The 23,780-nt window shown below is 48.6% G+C and carries 25 protein-coding genes and 1 pseudogene; 9 read left to right on the forward strand and 17 right to left on the reverse strand.

What is annotated here, in order from left to right; translation table 11 throughout:
- Positions 1-4: 4 nt before the first annotated feature.
- The 6 genes from hemJ to apaG form a co-directional block, all read right to left on the reverse strand.
- Complete coding sequence (hemJ, locus tag W01_RS10155) at positions 5-418, reverse strand: protoporphyrinogen oxidase HemJ (RefSeq protein ID WP_173054379.1); 414 nt, start codon at positions 416-418, stop codon at positions 5-7.
- A 163-nt stretch (positions 419-581) separates the two neighbouring features.
- Positions 582-1,196: an alpha/beta hydrolase gene (locus W01_RS10160; RefSeq protein ID WP_173054381.1), complete on the reverse strand. Its 615-nt coding sequence runs from the start codon at positions 1,194-1,196 to the stop codon at positions 582-584.
- Entirely contained in the window at positions 1,196-1,507 is a 312-nt protein-coding gene (locus tag W01_RS10165) for a (2Fe-2S) ferredoxin domain-containing protein (RefSeq protein WP_173054383.1), read from the reverse strand. Before W01_RS10165 ends, W01_RS10160 begins: the two co-directional genes overlap by 1 nt.
- A gap of 40 nt (positions 1,508-1,547) precedes the next feature.
- The gene (locus W01_RS10170; RefSeq protein ID WP_173054385.1) at positions 1,548-2,621 is read right to left on the reverse strand and encodes a VanZ family protein; all 1,074 of its coding nucleotides are present in this window, start codon (positions 2,619-2,621) and stop codon (positions 1,548-1,550) included.
- A 113-nt stretch (positions 2,622-2,734) separates the two neighbouring features.
- A complete protein-coding gene (locus W01_RS10175) occupies positions 2,735-3,343 on the reverse strand; it encodes a class I SAM-dependent methyltransferase (RefSeq protein WP_173054387.1) in 609 nt (202 codons plus the stop codon).
- Positions 3,344-3,347: 4 nt separating this feature from the next.
- Positions 3,348-3,731: a Co2+/Mg2+ efflux protein ApaG gene (gene apaG, locus W01_RS10180; protein ID WP_173055901.1), complete on the reverse strand. Its 384-nt coding sequence runs from the start codon at positions 3,729-3,731 to the stop codon at positions 3,348-3,350.
- A gap of 379 nt (positions 3,732-4,110) precedes the next feature.
- Here apaG and hemA point away from each other — a divergent pair, with 379 nt between their 5' ends.
- The 3 genes from hemA to prmC are packed head-to-tail and all read left to right on the forward strand — an operon-like array spanning position 4,111 to position 7,306.
- Positions 4,111-5,364 (forward strand): glutamyl-tRNA reductase, encoded by a 1,254-nt coding sequence (gene hemA, locus W01_RS10185; RefSeq protein ID WP_173054389.1) that lies wholly within the window; start codon positions 4,111-4,113, stop codon positions 5,362-5,364.
- Positions 5,361-6,449 (forward strand): peptide chain release factor 1, encoded by a 1,089-nt coding sequence (gene prfA, locus W01_RS10190; protein WP_173054390.1) that lies wholly within the window; start codon positions 5,361-5,363, stop codon positions 6,447-6,449. Before hemA ends, prfA begins: the two co-directional genes overlap by 4 nt.
- A 2-nt stretch (positions 6,450-6,451) precedes the next feature.
- On the forward strand, positions 6,452-7,306 hold the full coding sequence (prmC, locus tag W01_RS10195; protein WP_242006934.1) for a peptide chain release factor N(5)-glutamine methyltransferase: 855 nt from the start codon (positions 6,452-6,454) through the stop codon (positions 7,304-7,306).
- A gap of 52 nt (positions 7,307-7,358) precedes the next feature.
- Here the strand turns inward: prmC and hemF are convergent, their stop codons facing one another.
- The 5 genes and pseudogenes from hemF to dusB all read right to left on the reverse strand — a co-directional run bounded on the left by hemF (position 7,359) and on the right by dusB (position 12,705).
- Entirely contained in the window at positions 7,359-8,255 is an 897-nt protein-coding gene (gene hemF, locus W01_RS10200) for an oxygen-dependent coproporphyrinogen oxidase (protein ID WP_173054391.1), read from the reverse strand.
- Between the two features lie 165 nt (positions 8,256-8,420).
- Positions 8,421-9,695 carry a phosphoribosylamine--glycine ligase gene (purD, locus tag W01_RS10205; RefSeq protein WP_173054392.1) on the reverse strand — a complete coding sequence of 425 codons (1,275 nt, stop codon included), beginning with the start codon at positions 9,693-9,695 and terminating at the stop codon, positions 8,421-8,423.
- 87 nt (positions 9,696-9,782) lie between these two features.
- The gene (gene purH / locus W01_RS10210; RefSeq protein ID WP_173054393.1) at positions 9,783-11,348 is read right to left on the reverse strand and encodes a bifunctional phosphoribosylaminoimidazolecarboxamide formyltransferase/IMP cyclohydrolase; all 1,566 of its coding nucleotides are present in this window, start codon (positions 11,346-11,348) and stop codon (positions 9,783-9,785) included.
- Between the two features lie 104 nt (positions 11,349-11,452).
- A pseudogene (locus W01_RS10215) lies at positions 11,453-11,701 on the reverse strand (helix-turn-helix domain-containing protein); the annotation flags it as partial.
- Positions 11,698-12,705, reverse strand: a complete 1,008-nt coding sequence (gene dusB, locus W01_RS10220) for a tRNA dihydrouridine synthase DusB (RefSeq protein ID WP_173054395.1) — start codon at positions 12,703-12,705, stop codon at positions 11,698-11,700. The gene dusB and the pseudogene W01_RS10215, both read right to left, overlap by 4 nt.
- Before the next feature lie 87 nt (positions 12,706-12,792).
- Between dusB and W01_RS10225 the strand changes: the two genes are divergently transcribed.
- On the forward strand, positions 12,793-13,950 hold the full coding sequence (locus W01_RS10225; protein ID WP_173054397.1) for a UbiH/UbiF family hydroxylase: 1,158 nt from the start codon (positions 12,793-12,795) through the stop codon (positions 13,948-13,950).
- Between the two features lie 18 nt (positions 13,951-13,968).
- On the forward strand, positions 13,969-14,670 hold the full coding sequence (locus tag W01_RS10230) for a DsbC family protein (protein ID WP_173054399.1): 702 nt from the start codon (positions 13,969-13,971) through the stop codon (positions 14,668-14,670).
- Between the two features lie 483 nt (positions 14,671-15,153).
- Here the strand turns inward: W01_RS10230 and W01_RS10235 are convergent, their stop codons facing one another.
- The 5 genes from W01_RS10235 to W01_RS10255 form a co-directional block, all read right to left on the reverse strand.
- Positions 15,154-15,405, reverse strand: coding sequence for a hypothetical protein (locus tag W01_RS10235; protein WP_173054401.1), 252 nt, complete (start codon positions 15,403-15,405; stop codon positions 15,154-15,156).
- On the reverse strand, positions 15,405-15,650 hold the full coding sequence (locus W01_RS10240) for a hypothetical protein (protein ID WP_173054403.1): 246 nt from the start codon (positions 15,648-15,650) through the stop codon (positions 15,405-15,407). Before W01_RS10240 ends, W01_RS10235 begins: the two co-directional genes overlap by 1 nt.
- A 168-nt stretch (positions 15,651-15,818) precedes the next feature.
- On the reverse strand, positions 15,819-16,145 hold the full coding sequence (locus W01_RS10245; RefSeq protein ID WP_173054405.1) for a chaperone modulator CbpM: 327 nt from the start codon (positions 16,143-16,145) through the stop codon (positions 15,819-15,821).
- Positions 16,135-17,088 carry a DnaJ C-terminal domain-containing protein gene (locus W01_RS10250; RefSeq protein ID WP_173054408.1) on the reverse strand — a complete coding sequence of 318 codons (954 nt, stop codon included), beginning with the start codon at positions 17,086-17,088 and terminating at the stop codon, positions 16,135-16,137. Before W01_RS10250 ends, W01_RS10245 begins: the two co-directional genes overlap by 11 nt.
- A gap of 152 nt (positions 17,089-17,240) precedes the next feature.
- Positions 17,241-18,647, reverse strand: a complete 1,407-nt coding sequence (locus W01_RS10255) for a cytochrome B6 (RefSeq protein WP_242006935.1) — start codon at positions 18,645-18,647, stop codon at positions 17,241-17,243.
- A gap of 471 nt (positions 18,648-19,118) precedes the next feature.
- Between W01_RS10255 and W01_RS10260 the strand changes: the two genes are divergently transcribed.
- The 4 genes from W01_RS10260 (at position 19,119) to W01_RS10275 (ending at position 23,238) form a co-directional block, all read left to right on the forward strand.
- Positions 19,119-20,201 (forward strand): hypothetical protein, encoded by a 1,083-nt coding sequence (locus W01_RS10260; protein WP_173054410.1) that lies wholly within the window; start codon positions 19,119-19,121, stop codon positions 20,199-20,201.
- Positions 20,202-20,499: 298 nt separating this feature from the next.
- On the forward strand, positions 20,500-21,099 hold the full coding sequence (locus tag W01_RS10265; RefSeq protein WP_173054412.1) for a hypothetical protein: 600 nt from the start codon (positions 20,500-20,502) through the stop codon (positions 21,097-21,099).
- Positions 21,096-21,722: a glycine zipper family protein gene (locus W01_RS10270; protein ID WP_173054414.1), complete on the forward strand. Its 627-nt coding sequence runs from the start codon at positions 21,096-21,098 to the stop codon at positions 21,720-21,722. Before W01_RS10265 ends, W01_RS10270 begins: the two co-directional genes overlap by 4 nt.
- A 214-nt stretch (positions 21,723-21,936) precedes the next feature.
- Positions 21,937-23,238 carry a S1C family serine protease gene (locus tag W01_RS10275; protein WP_173054416.1) on the forward strand — a complete coding sequence of 434 codons (1,302 nt, stop codon included), beginning with the start codon at positions 21,937-21,939 and terminating at the stop codon, positions 23,236-23,238.
- Between the two features lie 131 nt (positions 23,239-23,369).
- Here the strand turns inward: W01_RS10275 and W01_RS10280 are convergent, their stop codons facing one another.
- Positions 23,370-23,762: a hypothetical protein gene (locus tag W01_RS10280; protein ID WP_173054418.1), complete on the reverse strand. Its 393-nt coding sequence runs from the start codon at positions 23,760-23,762 to the stop codon at positions 23,370-23,372.
- Positions 23,763-23,780 lie beyond the last annotated feature (18 nt).

Consider the following 23,780-nt stretch of genomic DNA (forward strand, 5'->3'; position numbering starts at 1 on the left):
TTATTTATACAGGTTTGACGATTACAAGAATGATGATGGCAATCATAAGCACCACTGGAAATTCATTGAACCAGCGGTAGAATACATGACTGCGTGTGTTGCGATCGGTTTTAAAGTCGTGCAGCAGCTTGCCACAATAGATGTGGTAGGCGATCAAACATAATACCAGCGTGAACTTGATGTGCATCCATCCGCCGGTTACACCATACCCAATCCACAGCCATAATCCAAAAATGGCAGTCAGCACTCCACCTGGCGTCATGATGCCGTAGAACAATTTGCGCTCCATGATTTTGAATCGCTCGATGCTGGTTTTATCTGTGCTCATGGCGTGATACACGAACAGGCGCGGTAGGTAGAACAAACCTGCAAACCAGGTAACCATAAAAATCACATGCAATGCTTTAATCCATAACATAATTTATTTATTTTAAAGTACAAGAAGAAGTATAAATTCAAAACCCTAAGCGAGACAAAGAGCGCAAAGGGGTAAGCAGGCAAGCGCGCTGATTGCAAAACAATTTTAACGAGTAGCATATGTTTTATATGTAAGCGATAAAATTTATCGAGCAATACTCCGGTCAGAGCGCTTGTCCCATGAAATTGTCACGTACAATCTCTTTCAACTGATCCAGACGGCCGTGGAAAAAATGCACCGCTCCCGGTAATACTACGATAGGTAGGCGTTGCGGGCGTGCCCATTGCATAACGTCCGTTAACGAAACTACTTCATCCAACTCACCATGAACCAGTAGTGTGTTGGGCGGTACGGGCGGCATCGCATAACGCGTCACGGCCGGTGCGATCAGCACCAGTTGCCACGGGGACAATTGCTGTGCCGCACGCGCCTGCACATAACCACCGAAGGAAAAACCCGATAGAATCAGCGGTAGGTCGCCATATTTGCTCAATGCATAGCGCGTTACTGTGAGCGCATCATCTACTTCACCATTACCATTATCAAACTCGCCGCTACTGGCACCGACGCCCCGAAAATTGAAGCGCAACGCGGCGAATCCTAGTTCGGTAAAAGTCTTGGCCAGTGTAGTTACGATCTTGTTTTCCATCGTTCCGCCCACAGTAGGCAGCGGATGCGCTATCACCGCGATCGCACGCGGTACAATATCCGGTATATGTATCACAACCTCCAGCTTACCCGCTGGGCCGGGGATGGAAACCTTTTCTAATGTGGGCATTAAATTTTCAGGCGTTCCACCACACGCCCATTCTGCAAGTGTTCAATAATGATTTCGTCGAGGTCGCTTTCATCCATATACGTGTACCACACTCCCTCGGGATACACCACTAATACAGGTCCTTCATCACAACGATTCATGCAACCTGCCGAGTTGATACGGATACGATTTGTTTCATTAGACAGTCCAAGTGCTTGAACTTTATCTTTAACATAGTCGCGCATCCATTGCGCACCGATATTATTGCAGCACTCCGCGCCTTCTTCGCGTTGGTTAGTGCAAAAGAAAACATGCTTTTGATAGTAGCTCATACAAGACCTCACAAGAATAAATTTTAATTATACAGCCTCACTACGATGTATTTTTAACGCGCCAAAGGTAGCCAAGCATCAGAAACGGAAACACTAATGCAATGGTTTGCGACAAACCATTGTAATTTAGCAGATGGCCGTAATTCCATTGGTACAGGCGCATGGCTGCAGAGGGCTCACCGCCATCTACTATCCAGTGCGCCAACACCCAATAACCTAGCGCAACCAGTGCAGCACATTTTGACAGCTGCGTGCGGGATAATCGGCTGGCAGCAATTACTAGCAGTACGCCCGCAAAAATACCAAGCATGGCCTCACCGTTTAGCCATAACAACAATGCCCATGATTTGAGCAGTAGGGCTGCGGCGGTGAACTTGGCCACTGCCACCGCACACAATACCAGTAACAGCGTACTTGCCGCTTGGCGGCGTATGCGCAGCAAGGTTAACAGCAATATCCCCAGCATCAGCATATTGAGCAGTACCACCATGCTTTCCATCCAATTAAATGGTTCAGGCTGAATCACGACGAAAGGTGCTCGCGCCACTTTGCTAATGAACACATTGCCCAGCATGGGCAGCGAAGGATTGACTTGCGCGAACATCCACAGTGCGACCAACGCCAAGCCGAAATCCACGCCTCCTCCGCCATGAAACAAACGCATACGCCAATGCGTCAGGTGCAGAGCAAACCATTCACGCGGCGCAATGCTAACTGCCAACAACGCACCCGCTAGCGCGCCGCTACTGTTGGCGAGCAAATCGAGATTGGAACTAATACGTACAGGCAAATACATTTGCGCATATTCCATCATGGCGGAAAGTACTACTCCGCCTAATGTGGCAAGCAGTACAGTCCAGCTTACGCTGAAGCGCGCACGTAATGTCAATCCAAGCAATAGCCCAAACGGCAGATAACCGAGCAGATTAGCAGCGGCATCGAACCAAGTGTATTGCAGGAATAACGGCAAAGCCAACACAGCAGAAAATTCCAACCCCTGTTCCTGCCAGCCCGAAAACGGCGATAAGCTGGCATACATGATGAACAGTGCATAACCTGCGGCAAGGTATGTCCGTAGACGCGCGCGCGAAGAAGCGATGATGGTTTCTTTCATAATCGAATAAGTTTATCCGATTATTCTATTTTGCTCATTTACGTAGTGTACTATTTTACCGTGAGGAGGTAGCGCAATGGTGCCAGTTGCGGCGGAATGTGATCGGAATTTTTCTAATTTTTAGAAGTATCTTTATACAATTCAATCAAGCGGAACCAGCCGTTTGCAAGCGCAGGTTGATCGGTCAAGACCCGTAACCCCGGTACCGCTTCTAGTACTTCCTCAAACACCACGTCCAGCCGTGTGGTCAGCTGTCCCATCAGGGGAGTCAGGCCACGCCTCACCCAGGCACGTTCTCCACGGCGCAGGAACTTATCGAAGAGCAGAATATGACCACCGGGTTTGAGCACGCGCGCCGTTTCTGCCAAGCAATATTGCGGTCGCGGTACTACTGCCATGATTAGATGCAGCACTACATAATCGAAGCTATCTGAAGCGAATGGTAAGGCCATGCTGTCGCCTTGCACCCACTGCAAGCGTAATCCGGCAGCCTTTTTCTTTGCCTGCACCAGCATGGCATCGGTTAGATCTAGCGCGGTATATTCATGGTGAGGCGATAAAAAAGGGAAGTCCAATCCGGTGCCGGCACCACTAAGCAGCACGCACGCTACTCCTTGTTGCGGCAGCCTCGCCAGACTTTGCTGGCGTGCGCTACGAGTGGCGCGATCAAGGAAAACATCATAAAACGGGGCGATGAAACGGTAGCTGGTTTTTAGTGACATTGCGTTAGTGCAGCACGCGCGGAATACTCAATACGAATTGGGGAATAGGAGCATCAAATTTAGTGCCGTCCTCCGTGACCATCTGGTAGCTGCCAGACATAGTACCCACCTGTGTGGCAAGCACTGTACCACTAGTATATTCAAAGCTTTGGTTTGGCTGAAGAACCGGTTGCTCACCCACGACCCCTTGACCACGCACTTCCTGCATATACTGATTGGCATCGGTAATAATCCAATGACGACTGATCAGCTTGGCAGTGGTATCGCCTTCATTAGTTATGGTGATGGTATAAGCGAAAACGAAGCGATTATCGGCCTCATCGGATTGTTCGGCCAAATAATTTACTTCGGTGGTGATTTTTATATTGAATTTATTGTCTTTTTCCATCATGGTATTACACATTATTTTCTTTAGTATGACAAGGCTAACTGAAACTTGAACTTTAAAAGCAAAGTGAGTCTTAATGTCAGGCTAGCATTAGTCATTATCAGTTTAATTTAGCAGGGTTATGAAAGTCAGGTCACGGAACTGACCATAGGTGTTTCTCTATATTGCATGGAAGTATTATTTTCCATTATTTATGTATAACCAATCGCTTCTTTACTGCACTACAGAAGTAATGGAATTTTTAATAATTGCGATTGAAGCCCGCATTGTTGTAATTATTCCATAATTTCCAAATTTTATTTGGTTTTAGTTGACTGGTATTGAGGGTGGCTAGCAACTATAATTGCGCCCTTGTTTAATTTTTGGTCTTTTCGAGACTATGCAGTTATTCGCCTTCGGCATTAACCATCAGACCGCGCCACTTGTTGTGCGTGAGCAGATTGCGTTCAATGTCGATGCAATGGAGTCAGCCCTGCGCGACTTGGTCGGGCAGGGTGCAGCCAAGGAAGCGACTATACTTTCTACCTGCAACCGCACCGAGGTGTATTGCAGTACGCACAAGCCGGTGCAGATCATTAACTGGCTAGCCAGTTATCATGAATTACAGCCTCGTGAAATTGAGCCGTATCTCTACACTTTGCCGCATGAGCAGGCGGTAAAACATGCTTTTCGCGTCGCCAGCGGGTTAGACTCGATGGTGTTGGGTGAACCGCAAATTCTGGGTCAAATGAAGCAGGCAGTGCGTTATGCGGAGCAAGCTGGCACGCTGGGTTTCCTGCTGCATAAGCTATTTCAGCGCACCTTCTCGGTGGCGAAGGATGTGCGTACCCAGACCGAAATTGGATCAAATTTAATTTCCATGGCGGCGGCGGCGGTCAAGCTGGCCGAGCGCATTTTCCCTAGTATTGCCGAGCAGAGTGTATTGCTCATTGGTGCGGGGGAGATGATCGAATTGAATGCCGTGCATTTCGCGGCTAAATTGCCTAAGCATATTACCGTTGCAAACCGCACGCTGGAGCGTGCCCATGTCTTGGCGCGGCGCATTAGCGGACATGCCATCACGTTGAGTGAATTGCCAGAACAATTGGCGCAGCACGATATTATCATAACCAGTACCGCCAGCCCGCTGCCGATACTGGGTAAGGGGATGGTCGAGCGCGCACTTAAGGCGCGCAAGCACCGTCCTCTTTTCATTGTCGATCTCGCCGTTCCGCGTGATGTTGAAGCCGAAGTGGCCGAACTGGATGATGTGTTTTTGTATACCGTTGATGATTTGGCTGAAGTCGTGCGCGATGGCCTGGATGCACGTCAGGGTGCGGTGAAAGAAGCCGAAGTGATTATTAATTCTGGTGTGATGGATTTCATTCACTGGATGGAATCACGAGAGGTAGTACCTACTATTCGAGCGTTGCGTGATCATGCTGAACGCCAGCGTCGGCACGAGATGGAAAAAGCCTTGCGCCTGCTGACTAAAGGCGAAGAGCCGGAAAAGGTATTGGAGTCTTTGAGCAATGCGCTCACCAATAAATTTTTGCACGCGCCAACTCATGCCCTGAATCATGTACAAGCCGAAGAGCGCGAAGCTTTCCTTGATATGGTGCACCGTATTTATCACATGCGCTCCCCCGAATGAAACCTAGCATTACTACTAAACTCACCCAATTGGGCGAGCGTCTGGACGAGGTCCGTCGTCTGTTAAGCAGCGAAAATGCCACTCGCGATATGGAAAGCTATCTCAAGCTCAATCGCGAACGCGCGGAGCTGGATCCTGTGGTGGCGCTGTACCATGCCCATCAAGCCTGCGCTGATGATATTGCAACTGCACTGGAAATGGCGGATGACCCGGAAATGCGCGAATTTGCCACGACTGAGGTGAAGCAAGGGCGCGAACGGCTGGAGCAGATCGAGATGGATTTGCAGAAGCAGTTGCTGCCGAAGGATCCCAATGACGATCGCAACGTATTTCTGGAAATCCGCGCGGGTACAGGCGGCGACGAGGCGGCATTATTTTCCGGCGACCTGTTTCGCATGTATGCACGTTTTGCCGAACGTAACCGCTGGCAGGTTGAAATCATTTCCGAAAGTTGCGGAGAAAAGGGCGGCTTCAAGGAAATCATCGCCCGCATTGTCGGACAGGGTGCATATTCGGTATTGAAGTTTGAGTCAGGCGCACATAGAGTACAGCGCGTGCCCGCCACCGAAACTCAAGGCCGAATTCACACGTCTGCCTGCACTGTGGCAGTGCTCCCGGAAGCGGATGAAGTCAGCGACGTGGTGTTGAATCCTGCCGATTTGCGTATCGACACCTTTCGTGCTTCAGGTGCGGGCGGTCAGCATATTAATAAAACCGATTCGGCCGTACGCATAACACACCTGCCTACGGGTACCGTGGTGGAATGCCAGGATGGCCGTTCGCAGCACAAAAACAAGGCCCAAGCACTGGCAGTTCTGGCCGCACGCATTAAGGACAAAGAAGAGCGTACCGCTCATGCCAAGCAGGCCGCCGAGCGCAAGTCGCTGGTAGGGAGCGGCGATCGTTCTGAACGCATACGCACTTACAATTTCCCGCAAGGCCGTGTAACCGACCATCGCATTAACCTCACGCTGTACAAGATGGATCACATTATGGATGGCGACATCAGCGAGATGTGCAACGCATTGATGGCGGAATATCAGGCAGAGCAACTGGCCGCGCTAGCGAATGAAGGCAACAGCTGAACTTGCGGCGGACCATACAAGAAGCTCTGCTTCAGGATGCAGCACGTTTGACCGAGGTACTTGCGATATCCCCCAGCAGCGCACGCATCGAAATACAGTGTTTGTTGCAACAAGTGTTAAATGTCCCGCGCGTTTGGTTGCTGGCGCATTCCGAGCACTATCCGGACGAAGCCGAGCAAACGCATTACCATGAATTGTTGCAGCGCCGCCTCCGAGGAGAGCCTGTTGCCTATCTGCTCGGTGAACGCGAATTTTTCGGTTTAATGCTCAAGGTGACGTCCGCTACGCTTATTCCCCGTCCAGAAACAGAATTACTGGTTGAACTGGCCTTGTCGCGTATCCCGCAACAGAGTTTTTGTCGTGTGCTCGACCTGGGTACGGGCAGTGGTGCAATTGCTCTGGCGCTCGCCCATGCGCGCCCAGATGTTGAGGTGCTGGGCTGTGATGCTTCCAATACGGCATTGGCGGTTGCACACGCAAACGCACAGCAACTGGCCATCGCCAATGCAGCTTTCATACACAGTGACTGGTTCAAGGCATTCACGGCACAAAAATTCAATATCATTGTATCCAATCCGCCCTACATTGCGGCTGGTGACCCCCATCTGGCGCGGGGTGATGTGCGCTTTGAGCCAATATCCGCGCTTGTATCCGGCGGCGATGGTCTGCACGATATCCGTCATCTGGCGGCTCACGCTCCAGGCCATCTTGAATCCGGTGGCTGGTTGCTTCTTGAGCATGGCTACGACCAAGCCGTACAGGTTCGTGAACTACTGCAGCAGGCGGGGTTTGATTTAGTGTTTTCGGCTTGTGATCTGGTCGGGATAGAGCGGGTCAGCGGTGGACGCATCGTTTGAGAATATATTCGTATCCGACGTTCATGCATGGTTCAAGACCTCACAACGAAATTTACACCCAATTCTTGGGCACTAAAAATTTTTCATACAATTCCGCCTCATGCGAGCCCTTCTCCGGGTGCCAGTCATAGCGCCACTTCACTAGTGGTGGCATGGATAGCAGAATAGATTCGATACGCCCATTGCTTTGCAGCCCGAAGATAGTGCCACGGTCTATGACCAGATTGAATTCGACATAACGTCCGCGCCGATAAAGCTGGAAGTCACGTTCACGCTCACCGTAGGGCGTGTCTCTGCGGCGTTCAAGGATAGGCACATAGGCGGAAATCAAGTGATTTCCAACGCTTTGTTGAATGGCAAAAGCAGTAGCAAAATCCGGTTCGCTCAAGTCGTCGAAGAAGATACCGCCCACGCCACGCGGTTCATTGCGATGCTTGATAAAGAAATATTCATCGCACCACTTTTTATATTTTGGAAAGAGATGATTGCCAAATGGCGCCAGCGCGTTTTGGCAAGTCTGATGGAAATGTACGGCATCTTCCTCAAAACCATAATAGGGGGTCAAATCCATTCCACCGCCAAACCAGAATGCGATTTCACCATCATTTTTTTTCGCCATGAACATGCGCACATTCATATGCACGGTGGGTGCATAAGGGTTACGCGGGTGGAATACCAATGACACGCCCATCGCCTCCCATGTACACCCTGCCAACTCCGGACGATGTGCCGTAGCGGAAGGCGGCATCTTGTCGCCCGTTACATGAGAGAAAGCAACCCCGCCGCGTTCCAGAACATTTCCTTCTTCGAGGATGCAGCTTCGGCCGCCACCACCTGCCGGGCGCTCCCAACTGTCACGTCGAAATTTATTGCCGTCCACCTGTTCCAAACGAGTCACAATCGTGTCTTGCAACTCGAACAAGAATTTTTTGACCGCGGCACTATCCATGCTTTCTCCAATTGGTTTTGTATTTATTTGCGGATGAATTATCACTTATCTATGTACGTATTTCTTGAGCCTGACAGACGTTGCATCGCACGGTTGTATATGAAAATAGTCCAAGCCATACTGATATTTTGTGGGATTGAAACAGCAACTATGCTGAATAGCCCGTTATTTCCTGGGCATGGTAGCGCGATAGCCAATATCGTGGCGCATTTGACAGCCCTCGAAATGAATATTCTCGGCAACTTTATAAGCACGGCGCTGCGCAATTTTCACGCTATCGCCCAACGTAGTAACGCATAACACACGTCCACCGCTGGTGACTACTTTGTCATTCTGCATGATGGTGCCTGCATGAAATACATGTGCATCTTCCTGTGCGTTGGGCAGGCCGGTAATAACATCGCCTTTTCGCGGCGTGTCAGGATAGTTGGCGGCGGCCAGTACCACACCGAGCGCAGCGCGTCTGTCCCATTCCGCCTCCGCCTTATTCAAGGTGCCGTTGACTGCATGCTCCAGTAGCACCAGCAGATCACTCTTCAGGCGCAACATGATCGGCTGGGTTTCTGGATCACCCATGCGGCAATTAAACTCTAGCACCTTGTAATTATTTTGAGGATCTATCATCAGACCGGCATATAGAAAACCGGTGTAAGTGATCCCTTCTTTTTCCATGCCTTGCACCACTGGCAGTATCACCTCGCGTAACACGCGCGAATGTAGTTTTGGTGTTATCACTGGTGCAGGAGAATATGCACCCATGCCGCCAGTGTTGGGGCCATGATCGCCATCCAGTAGGCGTTTATGATCCTGGCTGGTCGCCAATGGCAGCACATTCTTGCCATCCACCATGACGATGAAACTGGCTTCTTCGCCAACCAGAAATTCTTCGATTATCACGCGCGCGCCGGCATCACCCAATTTGTTGTCCGATAACATCATAGTGATGGCTTCATGGGCTTCCCGCACTGTCATTGCTACGACCACGCCCTTGCCAGCAGCTAAACCATCAGCCTTGATTACAATGGGCGCCCCCTGTTTTTCCACGTAAGCACACGCATCCGCTATCTCACTGAAGGTTTGGTAAAACGCAGTGGGAATATGGTGGCGCACCATGAAATTTTTGGCAAAATCTTTGGAGCTTTCCAGTTGTGCCGCTGTTTTGGTAGGGCCGAAAATTTTCAGACCAGCGGCACGAAAATCATCCACAATGCCCATTGCCAACGGTGCTTCCGGGCCGACTACAGTAAGGTGAATTTGCTCGTGTTGTGCGAATGCGATGAGATCGGGAATAGCTGTGATGGCAATATTTTCCACGCCGTTTTCAAGCGCGGTACCGGCATTGCCTGGCGCGACATACACCTTCTGCACCTTGGTGGCTTGCGCCAGACGCCATGCCAAGGCATGTTCTCGACCACCGCTCCCAATAACCAGAATTTTCATAACATAACCCCAAATTTGTCACAGAGGTCAGACCGACAAAAAGCATGGAGCAAGTAAGGCGGGCTTCTGTCCCTGAGGTTAAAGCGTTTAATGTCTAAAATGTCGATAACCCGTAAATACCATCACCAGCCCATGTTCATCCGCTGCTGCAATAACTTCTTCATCGCGCATGCTGCCACCGGGCTGGATGACTGCTCTCGCCCCCGCTTCTGCCAGCACGTCTACGCCATCACGGAACGGGAAGAAGGCGTCTGACGCGACGACTGAATCAACCAGGCTGCAAGTCGCATTTTTTGCTTTAATTGTGGCGATACGAGTGCTATCTACCCGGCTCATCTGTCCGGCGCCTACGCCTAGCGTGCGTCCATTTTTGCAGAACACGATGGCATTTGATTTTACATACTTCGCCACGCGCCAGGCGAACAGTAGGTCCTGTAACTGTTCAGCGCTCGGTTGTGCTTTGGTAACCACGCGCAACTGCTCGGCTTGTACGTCTAAAGTATCAGGCGATTGCACCAGTAAGCCGCCATTCACTCGCTTAAAATCATATTGGTTATGCGACTTGGACAGTGGCACGGTGAGCAGACGCACATTTTGTTTTGCGGCCAGGATCTGTTGTGCTGCTTCGGTCACTGAAGGCGCAATAATCACTTCAACAAATTGATTGGCCATAATAGTGGTTGCGGTATCTGCATCCAGCTCGCGATTAAAAGCGATGATGCCACCAAATGCGGAGGTGGGATCCGTTGTATAAGCGAACTGGTAGGCATTGAGTGGTGCATCGGCAATCGCCACGCCGCACGGATTGGCGTGCTTGACGATGACGCAGGCGGGTTGCTCAAATGTCTTGACGCATTCCCACGCCGCATCGGCATCGCCAATGTTGTTATAGGACAGTTCCTTGCCCTGCAATTGAGTGTAATTGGCAATACCACCTGGTATTGCATTCAGATCACGGTAGAAGGCTGCATTTTGATGTGGATTTTCGCCGTAGCGCATGTCCTGCACTTTGGTGAAGTTGAAGTTGATTTGTGTCGGGTACTTGCTGTGTGTGCCGTCGGTATGAATGGTAGTCAGGTAATTGCTAATTGCGCTGTCATATGCGGCAGTGTGCGAAAAAGCTTTTTTCGCCAGCTCGAAACGCGTGGCATTGGAAACCGCACCCCCATTAGCATGCATTTCGGTCAGAATGGTGCTGTAGTCTTTTGAGTCGGTGACGATGGCTACATGTTGATGATTCTTCGCTGCGGCGCGCACCATGGTAGGTCCGCCAATGTCGATGTTTTCGATGGCATCGGCCAGCGTGCAATCGGGTTTGGCAACGGTAGCGCCGAACGGATATAAATTCACCACGACTAGATCAATGGTCGGAATGCTGTACTTCTCCAGTGTGGCGATATGTTCCGGCAGATCTTGTCGCGCCAGAATGCCGGCATGGACTTTCGGTTGTAATGTTTTCACGCGTCCATCCAGCATCTCGGGGAAGCCAGTGTAATTGGCTATTTCCGTGACTGAAATGCCGTTGTCGGCGAGTATTTTGGCCGTGCCGCCAGTGGACAGGATGGTAACGCCTAGTTGATGCAAACCCTGGGCGAATTCCAGCACGCCGGTTTTGTCCGACACACTGATGAGGGCTTGTTTGATTGCTGCCATAATTAATTTTTCTCTTCGTTCGTTTTAGCCAGTTGAGACCTTTGAACAGCTCTTCGTTCGGGTCGGGTATTGGGCCGCAAGTTCGAAGTTTCGCTTGGAGTGCAGTGTTGCTGAATTTTCTTGCGTAATGTATTGCGGTTAAGGCCTAATAATTCGGCTGCTCGCGTCTGGTTGCCGCCCGCATGTTGTAGGACGGCTTCGATTAATGGCTTCTCAACACAATTCATCACCATGTCATACACTGCACACGAAGGATTTTCGCCATCGAGATCCTTGAAATAATCGTCTACTGCCTTGCGTACATATTTTGCAACGTCGTTTTCGCCTAACAAACAATCATCTTCTTTTTTCATGCAGCCAGCTCCTCAACGTACTGTAGGCGCTCGCCGCCCTGTAATTGCCCATCAAAAAAATCATTTACCGCCATTAATTGTTCTGCGCTGCTTTCCAGTTGGTTCATATGATGGCGAAAATGTGCAGAACCAATCAGTCCCTTTGTGTACCAGGAGATATGTTTGCGCGCTACGCGCAAACCCGTGTGTTCACCATAGAACGCATAAAGTTCATATACATGCTTCAGCAGCACGCGGTGTACTTCGTCCACTTGCGGTGCGGGTAGATGTGTGCCGGTCTTGATGAAATGCTCGATCTCACGAAACAGCCACGGACGCCCTTGTGCGGCGCGCCCGATCATCACGGCATCTGCGCCAGTCTGCTGTAAAACGTAGCGAGCTTTTTCCGGGGTGGTGATATCGCCGTTAGCGATAATTGGGATGCTGACGTTGGCCTTTACTGCGGTGATGGTGTCATATTCCGCATCGCCGGTGTAAGCGCAAGCACGAGTCCGGCCGTGAATGGCGAGTGCCTGAATGCCGCTCGCTTCGGCGATTTGGGCGATACGAATTGCATTACGGTTTTGCTTATCCCAGCCGGTACGTATTTTAAGCGTCACCGGCACGGCCACCGCGCCTACGACTGCCTCTAATATTCGCGCTACCAGCGCTTCATCTTGTAACAGCGCGGAACCGGCCATCACGTTGCAAATTTTTTTCGCGGGACAACCCATGTTTATGTCGATGATCTGTGCGCCTTCATCCATATTATATTGTGCGGCCCGCGCCAGCATTTTGGGATCGGCACCGACAATCTGCACCGAGATGGGATCGACTTCACCGTCGTGATTGGCACGCCGCTTGGTTTTTTCAGAGCCGTAGAGCAGAGAATTGGAAGACACCATCTCGCTCACCGCCATGCCTGCGCCCATACTTTTGCACAACATGCGAAATGGGCGATCGGTTACGCCTGCCATGGGGGCAACGATCAGGTTGTTCTTGAGGTGATAGGGGCCGATGCGCATGACATTTTCCGAAAGGAGGCGGATTATAAATTAATCAAACGTCCCGTGCTATCATCACTCGTCCAGAAGTGAAAAAATATTTTAGCGATGACATTTGACGTTTTGATTATAGGCGGCGGTCTGGTTGGTGCCAGTCTGGCCGCAGCGCTCAAATCCAGCGGACTGAACATGGCTCTGGTGGAAACCCAACCCACCGTCCTTTCCAACGAGGGCTGGGACAACCGGATTTATGCTGTCAGCCCCGGCGGAGCTGCCTTTCTTACGCAATGCGATGCGTGGCAACAACTGGATATGAACCGTGTGCAGCCGGTGGAAACCATGCGCGTATTTGGCGATGAGGACATGGAGCTTGATTTCAGTGCTTATCAACTGGGCGTGCCGGAGTTGGCGTTCATCCTGGAAAATCGTCTGCTGCAGCAGGTGCTGTGGCGAGGATTACAAGAGCAGGACAATTTAACCCTGTTTCACCCGGCGCACTGTGCCAGCCTGGTCTGGCATGATGATGCCGCGTACCTGCAATTGGAAGATGGGCGGACGCTCAAGGCAAAACTGGTGATCGGTGCGGATGGGGGAAATTCCTGGGTGCGACAACAGGCCGGTATCGTTGCACCGCCCACACTTTATAACCAGCATGGTGTCGTTGCGAACTTCGCAGTCGAAAAATTACATCGAGCCACGGCTTTTCAATGGTTTCAGCCGGACGGCATTCTCGCCTTGCTGCCATTGCCGCAGCAGATGGTTTCAATGGTGTGGTCGGTAAGCCCGGAGAAATCACAGATCTTGCTGCAACTGTCGCATGAAGAGTTGTGTGCACAAGTTGCTGCTGCCTCGCACCATACCCTGGGTGCATTGCAACTAGTCACCTCTCCCGCCGCTTTCCCGTTGCGTTTGTTGAACCTGCCACAAATCATTAAGCCACGTCTGGCGCTGGTGGGTGATGCCGCGCACAATATACATCCTCTTGCCGGGCAGGGCGTCAACTTGGGCTTCCGCGATGCTCGCCAGCTGGCGCAAGTGTTGCTACAACGTGGCGCACAACAGGATTGCGGTAATATACACTTGTTACGTCGTTATGAACGTGCGCGTAAGGAAGATGTCCTGTCCATGGTGCTCACGACTGATGTGCTAAAAAAATTGTTCAATAACAGTAATCCGCTGCTGCGCGCCGTGCGCAACGCTGGTCTTGCGGCTACCAACCGTATTGCACCGCTGAAAAAAATGCTGGCGCGCCACGCACTCAATTAACTTCTTCAGGAATTCATCATGATTAAATTGTTTCTGGTACTGCTTGCCTCGTTTTCCTTTTCTTATGCTCATGCCGATGCAGCCAAGGTCAAAGACATTCTGCAAAATAATTATCCACAGCTTGGCAAGATTGATAAAGCCAACAAGGCCAATATTCTGGGCCTGTACGAAGTGGTGGCGCAAGGCCAGCTATTTTATACCGATGAGAAAGCACAGTATCTCATTAGCGGCAGCATCATTGACCTGAAGACCATGCGTAACCTGACGGAGGAGCGCTCACGAAAACTATTCGCTATAGATTTCAACAGCCTTCCATTCGATCTTGCAGTAAAAAAAATTAAAGGCAATGGTCAGCGGAAGATGGCTTATTTTAGCGATCCGAATTGTAGCTTCTGTCAAAAACTGGAAAGTGAATTGAAAAATGTGGATAACGTCACACTTTATTTATTCATGCTATCCATATTCCCTGGCTCCGACAAAAAGGTACAGGGTGTTTGGTGCAGTAAGGATCAAGTCAAAGCGTGGGATAATCTGATGCTGAATCACATACAACCGCCTGCGGGAACATGCGATGTCCCTATCGCGAAATTAATGGATATAAGTCAAAAATTAAATATAAATGGTACCCCGGCGTTGATCTTTGCGGATGGTGTTCTGGTTCCCGGATTCAGACCTGCCGCAGAATTGGAAAAATCATTGAATAGCACCGTGAGTCGCTGATTATTTTTGCATTGTTTCCAGTTTATGGTTAGCGGATTCAAGGTCTACTAAGATGCCTCTGAATCCGTGTTCCGTTGAATTATGTGTACAGATTCGCTAGGCCGCGTGTTTTTTATGATTAGCGCATCACGTTCAATATTCCAATTCCCTAATAAGCGCAGGCAGCTATAAGCGAACACTGTCCGGTGCGAGAACCGCATCGTTGGTATTAATTGTCCCCGAGAGTAACCCCTCCAGATGCAACTCCATTTATTTCAGAATGGAGTCTTTTTATTAACCGCTTATGGCGGCAGCGGCGGTGCTGACCTATGCGCGGGGGTTCTCGGCGATTAACCCAAGTGATCGACTAAGGTGAAAGAACATAGAAAAAGACCGCACAAATGCGGCCTTTTTCTTACTGTGTTGTAACCTAAATTTAGGCAGAGCGTTTCCGGCGTGTCAGCGCAAACGCGAAAAATCCCGGCTCCCAGAAGCACAGCTTGACTAGGCTCCGGTACCGCTGCAATTGCCGTGGTATTTCGAGTAGCCGCTTTGCCCTGCTTCCAATGGATTGGTGGATAACCTATTCGTCCAGTTGATTGTTCCATTCCCGATAGCCGCGAAGGCCGTCCAGCTGTAAACATTAAAGGAGAACGTGCTATCGAAAATGCCGTCAAGCTCAAACTCGACTTTGGCGTTGCCGCTATCGATGCTCGAACGGTTGCTGGTATTGCCGAGATAAAGATCGATGAACATTAGATTTTGCGCAGTCTCGGGATCATTGATGTTCTGACCCAAGTAGAACGGTAATGACCACACGCCCAGCGTTCCCGTCCGGGCTTTGCAGTCTGCGGTTCATACTTAAAATCCCCTGCCGTGAATATTTCGTTGACAGCGCCAGATACATACGTCGGGTTGACGGGTGCTGCCCCCGTTGCTGCCCATTGATAGCCACTGGATTTAATCTTAAGACTGAAGTCGTCGCTGATTAGGCCGGTCATGGAAAACATCAGGATAAGGGAATCGTTGAATCCGCGGCCGCCTGTCGTTGTTTTTAATGATGAAATTCTAGCGCTTTCCTAGTGTGACCATACGTCCCCACATGCGCGAATAAGCCAGCAAAAGCAGTCGCTGAAATTTACTGAAAAATAAAACAAATTCAGGATGTGCTAAAAAATCCGTCCTGACAGCTGCGCGCGGAGGTCATGTAATTGCGTTTCGAGATCATGAATTTGAGTGATGAGAGTCAGCGCCACAGACAGTCCCTGTGTATCAAGCTCGAAATCGTTGCGTAAGCGACATGCGGTTTTAGCCATAACAAGACAGCCTGCATCAAAGATCCATTCTGCCGAATTCGTATTGACCGGCACAATGGCATCGCAATCTACCAGTTCGCTAAGTTCCGTCTCTGACAAACCCGACAGCTTGGCGAGATCTGCTAGCGACAACTCTTGATATTGATCTATCCAGAGTACTTCGGTGAGTTCAATTTTCATGACTTGTCTCCTGTTCAAAATGTCCGCGTGGATTGAACGTTGAGATATCCGCTAACTCTTTAAAGATCGCCCGCTCTCGCTCGCTTAGTACGGTAGGCACTATGATTTGTACGATTGCGAACAGATCGCCTTCGCCATCGTGCGGCTTGGGTAATCCCCGTTTGGGGAGCCGTAGTTTTTGACCGGCATGCGTACCCGGCGGTACTTTTAGGCGAACGGGGCCGGCCAGTGTTGGGACTTCCACGGCGGCGCCAAGTACGGCTTCCCATGGTGTCACAGGCAAATCCAGGTAAAGATCATGACCACTGACGCGGAATAGAGAATGCGGGTGCAGCGCGATATTGAGATACAAATCACCATTGTGTCCGCCGTTGAAACCCTTACCGCCCTTGCCCGGCAGACGAAGCCTTTGCCCATCCACAACCCCTTTGGGAATCCGTGTTTTGAATGCTCGCGACACGCGATGCAGGTGGCCATTTTCATCATATTCGGGAACGTTAATATTCAGATTCACTATCGTGCCCTGATAGGCATCCTCTAAAGTAATGTGGGCCGTAACCTCATAATCCTGTCCTGGCACCGGAATATTGCTGCCTCGCTGATTTGAATTGGGTCTACCCCCTGTAAGCCCTGCAAAGAGATCAGATAAATCGATATCGTCAAATGAAAAGGGCGGGCCACTATACTGTTTCCCCCAATCCGGGGGTGGCCGAAAATCCTGTCCCGATTGATGATTACCCAGCTGATCGTAAGCGGCACGCTTTTCCGAGTCCTTGAGAGTTTCATAAGCCTCGGAAACTTCCTTGAATTTTTCCTCAGCGTTAGTTTCCTTGGAAACGTCTGGATGATATTTGCGCGCGAGTTTGCGGTAAGCCTTCTTAATCTCCTCTGTAGTGGCAGTTCGTTCGAGGCCAAGAATGCTGTAATAGTCTTTATATTTCATAAACATTATCCAAAAGTGAAGGTGTGGAGGTAAGGTTGACCGTGCTTGTCACTAAGCCAACTATACCTCCGCACCTTTTGAACTACTACTGCAAATGTCGATGGTACATCAATCAAATAAAGCGGGCGACGGTGGTTTCTTGATCAGCTTTATTAAAGCGCACGTAAAAATGCCACCAAATCTGTTTTTTCTGAAGCCGATAATTTGGTCTCCAGCACTAGATTGAAAAACTCGACAGTATCTTCCAATGTGAGTAGCCGTCCATCATGTAAATAGGGCGGGGAATCCTTAATACCGCGTAACGGAAAGGTTTTAATCGGACCATCGGCACTGGCCATGCGGCCATTTATCATGCGTGGCTTGTAGAAACGTTCTACTTTCAAGTTATGCATGAGATTGTCAGTATAGTAGGGCCCTGAATGGCAACTGGCACAATTAGCTTTGCCGAAAAATAGTGTCTGTCCACGCATTTCTGATTCGGTGGCTTTATTTGGATTCAGCTTGCCGTTAATCCCTAGTTTCGGAGCAGGCGGAAAATCCAGAAGCTCCTGAAATTCCGCCATGGAATGAACCTGACTGCCACGTTCGAGAACGTTAACGCCCTTTTTCGTTGCGGTTACCGGATCACCATCGAAATAAGCCGCGCGCTGCTCGAACTCGGTGAAGTCTTCTATAGATTTAAGCGCACGTTGTGAGCCGAATAACCGCTGGATGTTCACGCCACGCAGGGATGGTGTATCAATACGATGACGGAATTCCTGAGGACGAACATCTCCCGCCAAGTGGGTTGGAGCAATGGTATGTCCATTGGCATGACAATCGAAGCAGGCAACCCCACGGCTCGGACGAATGGAACGTCGATCTTCCGTCTGGTTAAATTGTTGCTGTGGGAAAGCGGTTAGTAACAACCTTAAACCTTCAATTTGTTTGGGATTTAATATTCCGTTGAATAATTCATAATAATTATCCATAGTGACTAGCTTGCCCTGCGAGACGTCCCCCAGGTCTGGCCGTGTAGTCAAGTATATGGGGGCAGGGAATTCGGGTAAAAAACGGTCTGGCAGATCAAAATCTAAATCGAAACGGGTGAGATCGCGCGCCTCTTGCTGCTTGATTTCGTCGATTAGAAGCTTGGGGAAAACCATGCCCCCTTCTGGGTGATTGGGATGAGGAAGCGGAAAGAAACCCGCCGGAAATAGATCTTTCTCACGAATTTCTTCGGGACTCATTGCCGCGAGGTTCTCCCAGCCCATTCCCTTCGGCAGTTTGACCCGTACTCCTTCCTGAACTAACTTACCACGGGACATTGTGATACGGTTAGGAGAGCGGTCGCTCAAGTCGTAGCGTTTATTTAGCAAATCCATCTGTCGATTCATCACCTCAGACTTTTCGGCTTTCATCCGAGCCAGCAGGTCAGGAAAGCTCTCTTTAATGACAACGGGAGCATAGCTCGAAGTCGTTTTTGCTGGTTCGTCAGCGTAGCTAACATTGAAGATCGAGTGTGTGGTAACGAGGATTCCCAAAAACTGCTTAAAGTAACGTAACATTATATATCTCATGATGTATCTCCTGATTTTCAGTCGTAGATTTTAATGAATGGTGGATTCGGTGAAATGGCATTTAAAATTAAAGCGTAAGCGTTTTACTGATTGAGAATGCATTCTGACCCATTGTAGTTTGTAAACTTATGATTAAGGCTTAATGCATATTTCAACGTGAGCAGAAAATAACTTTCCGGGTTGCAATACGTAGCGAATCAAAGTTAAGGTTACTTTAGCCGCTTAGACCTTAGTCGCATAATTAGATAAAGTCAGTACGCTAGCGTACATAAAGGCATTGATATAACTGCAACAATGAAACTTTTATTAATTAATAGTTAAAGTTTTGTAAAAGTGGTGGGGCGCAAAAAGCATGCCTATTTAACATGAGTATCTCAATGATTATTTTAACTAATTAAGCTATTTTTGGTTATCTAAATAATGTACGTACAAATAGTTTTATCTTAAAACAGATAAGGTCATTTAATAAAAATGCGATATATTTCTCTATTTGGTTTGCTAATTTTTCCCCTCATGGTTTTTGGTCAAGACTATGAAAGTAAAAATGAAAAGACGAATTTCCCGCAAGATACCTCTTACTCGAAGGTTATTGAAAATAACAACAATGCTTATGTGTCGGCAACTTTTGGGAATGGAGTCGCGTATGGCGGAGACCTCACCGGCGACAAGGCTATGAAATGGAGGCCCTTTGAATTAAGGTTTGGCAAAGGAATTAATATCCCAGCCTTTATTTCTGACAAGCTTTTCCTAAACAACAAAAAATTTCGTTTTGATTTCATTCACAACAACGAAGGGCATCCTGATAATAATCATAGAGACGGGTTTGGAGCACAGATTGTTTATAGAAATCAATTAAATCGTAAATTAAATGTAGAACTCGGAGTTGGTCCCTACTTTAGTATGAATACCACAACAATCAAGGGGGTCGAAATCAATGATCTAAAATTAGGGGCTCTGCTTTCAGCTGCGGCCTTGGTAGATCTTGAACGATTTTCTCCGGGGTTGCATATGCGATATGCCTTAAACCATGTCACCATGCCAGGAGCCCATTCTTCAGTTGCCTTGCTTGTGGGTGTCGGGAAATATTTTGATCAGGCTCCTCTAAATATCCAATTAGGGTCCTCTGGGAATCCGGTTTGGCTTGGAGTGAGCGGGGGTATTTCTCAAACCAATCATGGAGGATCAGAGGGCGTCCCGGGATTTTCCGTCGAAGCAAAAAAATATTACGGTAGCCATTGGGGGGCTTCGATTGCGGGAATTATGGAAGGTGACGACGATGTTCGAGTGGATCGTAAGGGCGTAGCCATCCAAGGATGGTTCGTACAACCCTTGAATGAAAGTTGGGCTGCCAGCGCGGGTATTGGACCCTATGTAGCGACTAATCAACGAGGATCGGACAATTTTCAATTACACGGCTTGATTACACTTCAGGTCGAACGCTTTATTACCAATAAATGGAAAGGCCTTGCCAGTTTTAGTCGAGTCGCCACCTTTGCGGAAGAAAACGATCGAGATCTCTTTAGAATAGGTGTCATGAGACAGTTTGGTACATAACAGTCACTTTCATGCTCGTTTCATGCTCGGAGAAATTCAGGCTTATTTTGAGAATGGTTTACAACATTAAATCTGTGTATTCGTCAACGGTCATTGAAGATGTGCGTTTACATTAAATGTATATTCAAATTTTTTAGAGTTTTCACGAGATAGTTTGGAACTGGATTCAATGATCATGGTCTCTACTGCGGGTCATGTGTTTTATGGAAACCAGAGTGGAATCGCTTCTTAAGCGTATGAGGTTGCAATCCTGCAAATCAGATTGTTACGCATGCTGAATTATAGGGATATAGACATAATGAAGACATCCAGAATCCGCTTATCATTGACTGTAATTACAATGTTGTCGGTTGGAACATTGATGAGCGAAATGGCGTTTGCGGCAGGCTCATGGAGCGGTGGCGGACACGCAACTGGAGGACGTGGTGGCCCTGGATTTAGCGGTGGCGGACACGCAGGTGGAGGTCGTGCAGGCATAGGTCGTCCTGGCTTTGGCGGCGGCAGATACGCAGGCAGTGGATGGAATCGAGGTAGGAGCGTGGGTATCTACTTGGGCGCACCGATTGGTTTCCGTTATGGATCTTATCCGTACTCATACTACGGAGCCCCATACTATGGGACATCCTATTATTATTCTCCTGCGCCTGTTTATTATCCGTTGGTGCAACCCGCGCCCGTGACTTATGTCGAGCGAAGCGACGAACCACAGATCGCAACACAAGAAGCACCGACTGATTCGTCGCAAGATGTTCAGCAGTCATGGTGGTATTACTGCGTTGATGCTAAAGCCTACTATCCATATGTTAACCAATGTCCAGGAGGATGGCTGCGAGTCGCACCTCAGCCCGCGCCTGATTCAGACGACCAACCTGCTTCAGATAATACACCTGCATCATGACGCCTCTGCGGTTCTCGTTCGTACTGGCAGCAGTCTTGATGCTGGGCGGTTGCACGTCGGTACCGACCGGCCCAGGGGTACTTGTGCTACCGGGGACGGGGAGAAGTTTTGATCAATTCCGCTTGGATGATGTCGATTGCAGGCAATATGCCAGCTCTCAAGTAGGTGGCGGCACGGCGAATGCAGCAGCGGCTGATAGTGGCGTGAGAAGCGCGGTGATCGGAACTGCAATCGGTGCTACTGCGGGCGTATTGTTTGGCGGCCATAACAGCGTAGGTGTGGGTGCTGGCTCTGGATTGCTCATTGGTTCTATGGCAGGAATGGGCACGGGTGAACGCTCAGCGTTCAACCTTCAACAGCGTTACGATTTCGGATATCAGCAGTGTATGTATGCGAAAGGCCATCGTGTTCCTGTATCGGGGCGCTTGGATTATTCGCGGCAGCCTGTCAGGAAGAGTAATTATATATCTTCACCGACTCCGAACAGCTCGCTATCCCCACCTTCTGTTGGTGCTTCTGTGCCTCCACCTCCTAGTGGCGTCCCGCCGCCACCCCCGTCGCTCTCCAACGCTTTCATGTTGCCGCCGCCCCCGAGCGGTTCGTCTGTTACATCATCTCATTAACGGTACTGTCATTTTCACATTTGAAATACTCTAAGGTATTGTTATAGCTTGACGAAAAACAATATGGATGGGATCAAAGTCAAGTGCGTTTTTTTTCTTACCATCCAGATTCTGCTGGATTATTCATTAAGTAATTGTAGATATAGTCCGCAAAATTCAATAACTTTATATTCCCAGTATAAATGGGATCATATTTATGATTAGCGAGACAAAAATGAAACTTAACTTAATTGGAATAATAGCCAGCTTTCTGTTGATCAGCGTAATTTCTGCCCACGCTGAGAACGACGAAGATGTCTTTTCAAAGGCACAGCACTACACAGTACAAATCAGGAAAGCCGTTACTATTCCATTTGGAAACGATAAAAAAGGTACTGCGTTTGGGGCCGGGTTCGTGGTGGATACACAGCGCGGCTGGATTATGACCAATGCCCACGTGGTGTCACGCTCGCCAGCACGGTTGGAAGTTGCATTTTTTGGCAGGAAATTCGTACCAGCCAAAAAAGTTTATGTTGATCCTTTCCTTGATCTGGCCATTATCAGTATTAATGAAGAGATGCAAAAGGCTACCGCAGCCTTACCCGAGTTAGAGTGTACGAACTTGCCCGGAGTTGGCCGTACGGTGGGCACTTTCGGTCATCCCAACGGCCTGAAATTTACTGGGACGCGTGGCATCATATCTGGGCATACCGCTAAATATGAATCGGAAATGCTACAAACCGACGCTCCAATTAACCCCGGAAATTCGGGGGGACCGTTGATCAGTCTATCTTCTGGTCGTATTGTTGGAATAAATACTTCCAGTATGAACGATTCCCAAAATAGCAACTTTGCCGTGCCCATGCAATATGCTTGCCGCGTTTTAGACCTCTTGCGTGAAGGGAAAGATCCTTCGCCTCCTGATTTGCCACTGGCTTTTTTCAAGGCACCCAACGAGCAAATGCAGCTCAGAATTGCCCGTAGCCTGATTGATCCTGCCAAATTTGATATTCGGGCAGGTGATGAAATCGTTGGTGTGCCCGGTGTAGTGGAGTCTGTCGAAAACGAAACCCAACTTATTCATGCTCTTCGCGGAAGGCTGGGTAATGTTGCTTTACGAATAAAGCGTGAGGGGCAAGAGCTTGTAATTAATGGGAAATTGGAGCCCGTAAAAAAAGTTAATGACAAAACTTGCATTATGTTTTCCGGCATACTACTTTGCGAGACTCCGTCCTATATGGGACGAGATGATTTTAATCCGGGCAAGATTGCCGTTTATTTCGTCGAAGCAGGTTCACTTGGGGATTTCAATGAAATTGAAAAAATGGATATGTTGAATTCCGTCAATGGAAAGAAGATAGAAACGCTAGATGCGTTTTATTCAGTGCTCAAAACGTCGCAAGAAGAGAAAAAGCCAATTAACTTTGTTTTCAGAGATACGGGTGGAAAAGGTGCACCTTCCTATTTTACTTATACCGAGCGTACACTTCCTGTCGAAAATCTTACTTGGGTAAGCAATGAAAAAAATGGTGGTTGATTCATTGCTTTTATGTTGTTAAGACGGGCCTGACAGTTAATAATTTTGAGTTGATAAAACCATTGTTATATAAAGCTTATAAAACTCATTGAAAAATGGCTCGTTCGCTTTTCGAATAATCCATTTAAATTTTACCACTCTTTAGTTAACTGAAATCTGGCAGGCAATAAATCTATTATTTCTCTTTGTACCAAAGTATTATATTCTTCATAGAGGGTATCGCTACAGTGAGCCAATTCTTCGCCAAATTGCTCTATGAACTTCTCATCTTTCCAGATCCATTCAACCGGAATGCACACTCCGAGTTCATTTTCGGTAGGAAAACCGGATAAAACAACTCCAATAGCTTTCACTTTCAGTCCAGCTTGAGTAAAGCTTTTAATAAAAACTATATCTTCAGTCCTGATACTTTGGAATGTTTTAAATAAAACGGCTTCTTTTTCTATCGAGTTATCTATGCATACCACTCCCTGCTTAAAAAATTTTTCCGAATTATGTTCATCTATTCCAAAAAAAGCGGTCATTGTTTCCACCTTTCCAAA

Origin of the sequence: Candidatus Nitrotoga sp. AM1P, assembly GCF_013168275.1 — a bacterium.
In the GTDB taxonomy this organism is placed as follows: Bacteria; Pseudomonadota; Gammaproteobacteria; order Burkholderiales; family Gallionellaceae; genus Nitrotoga.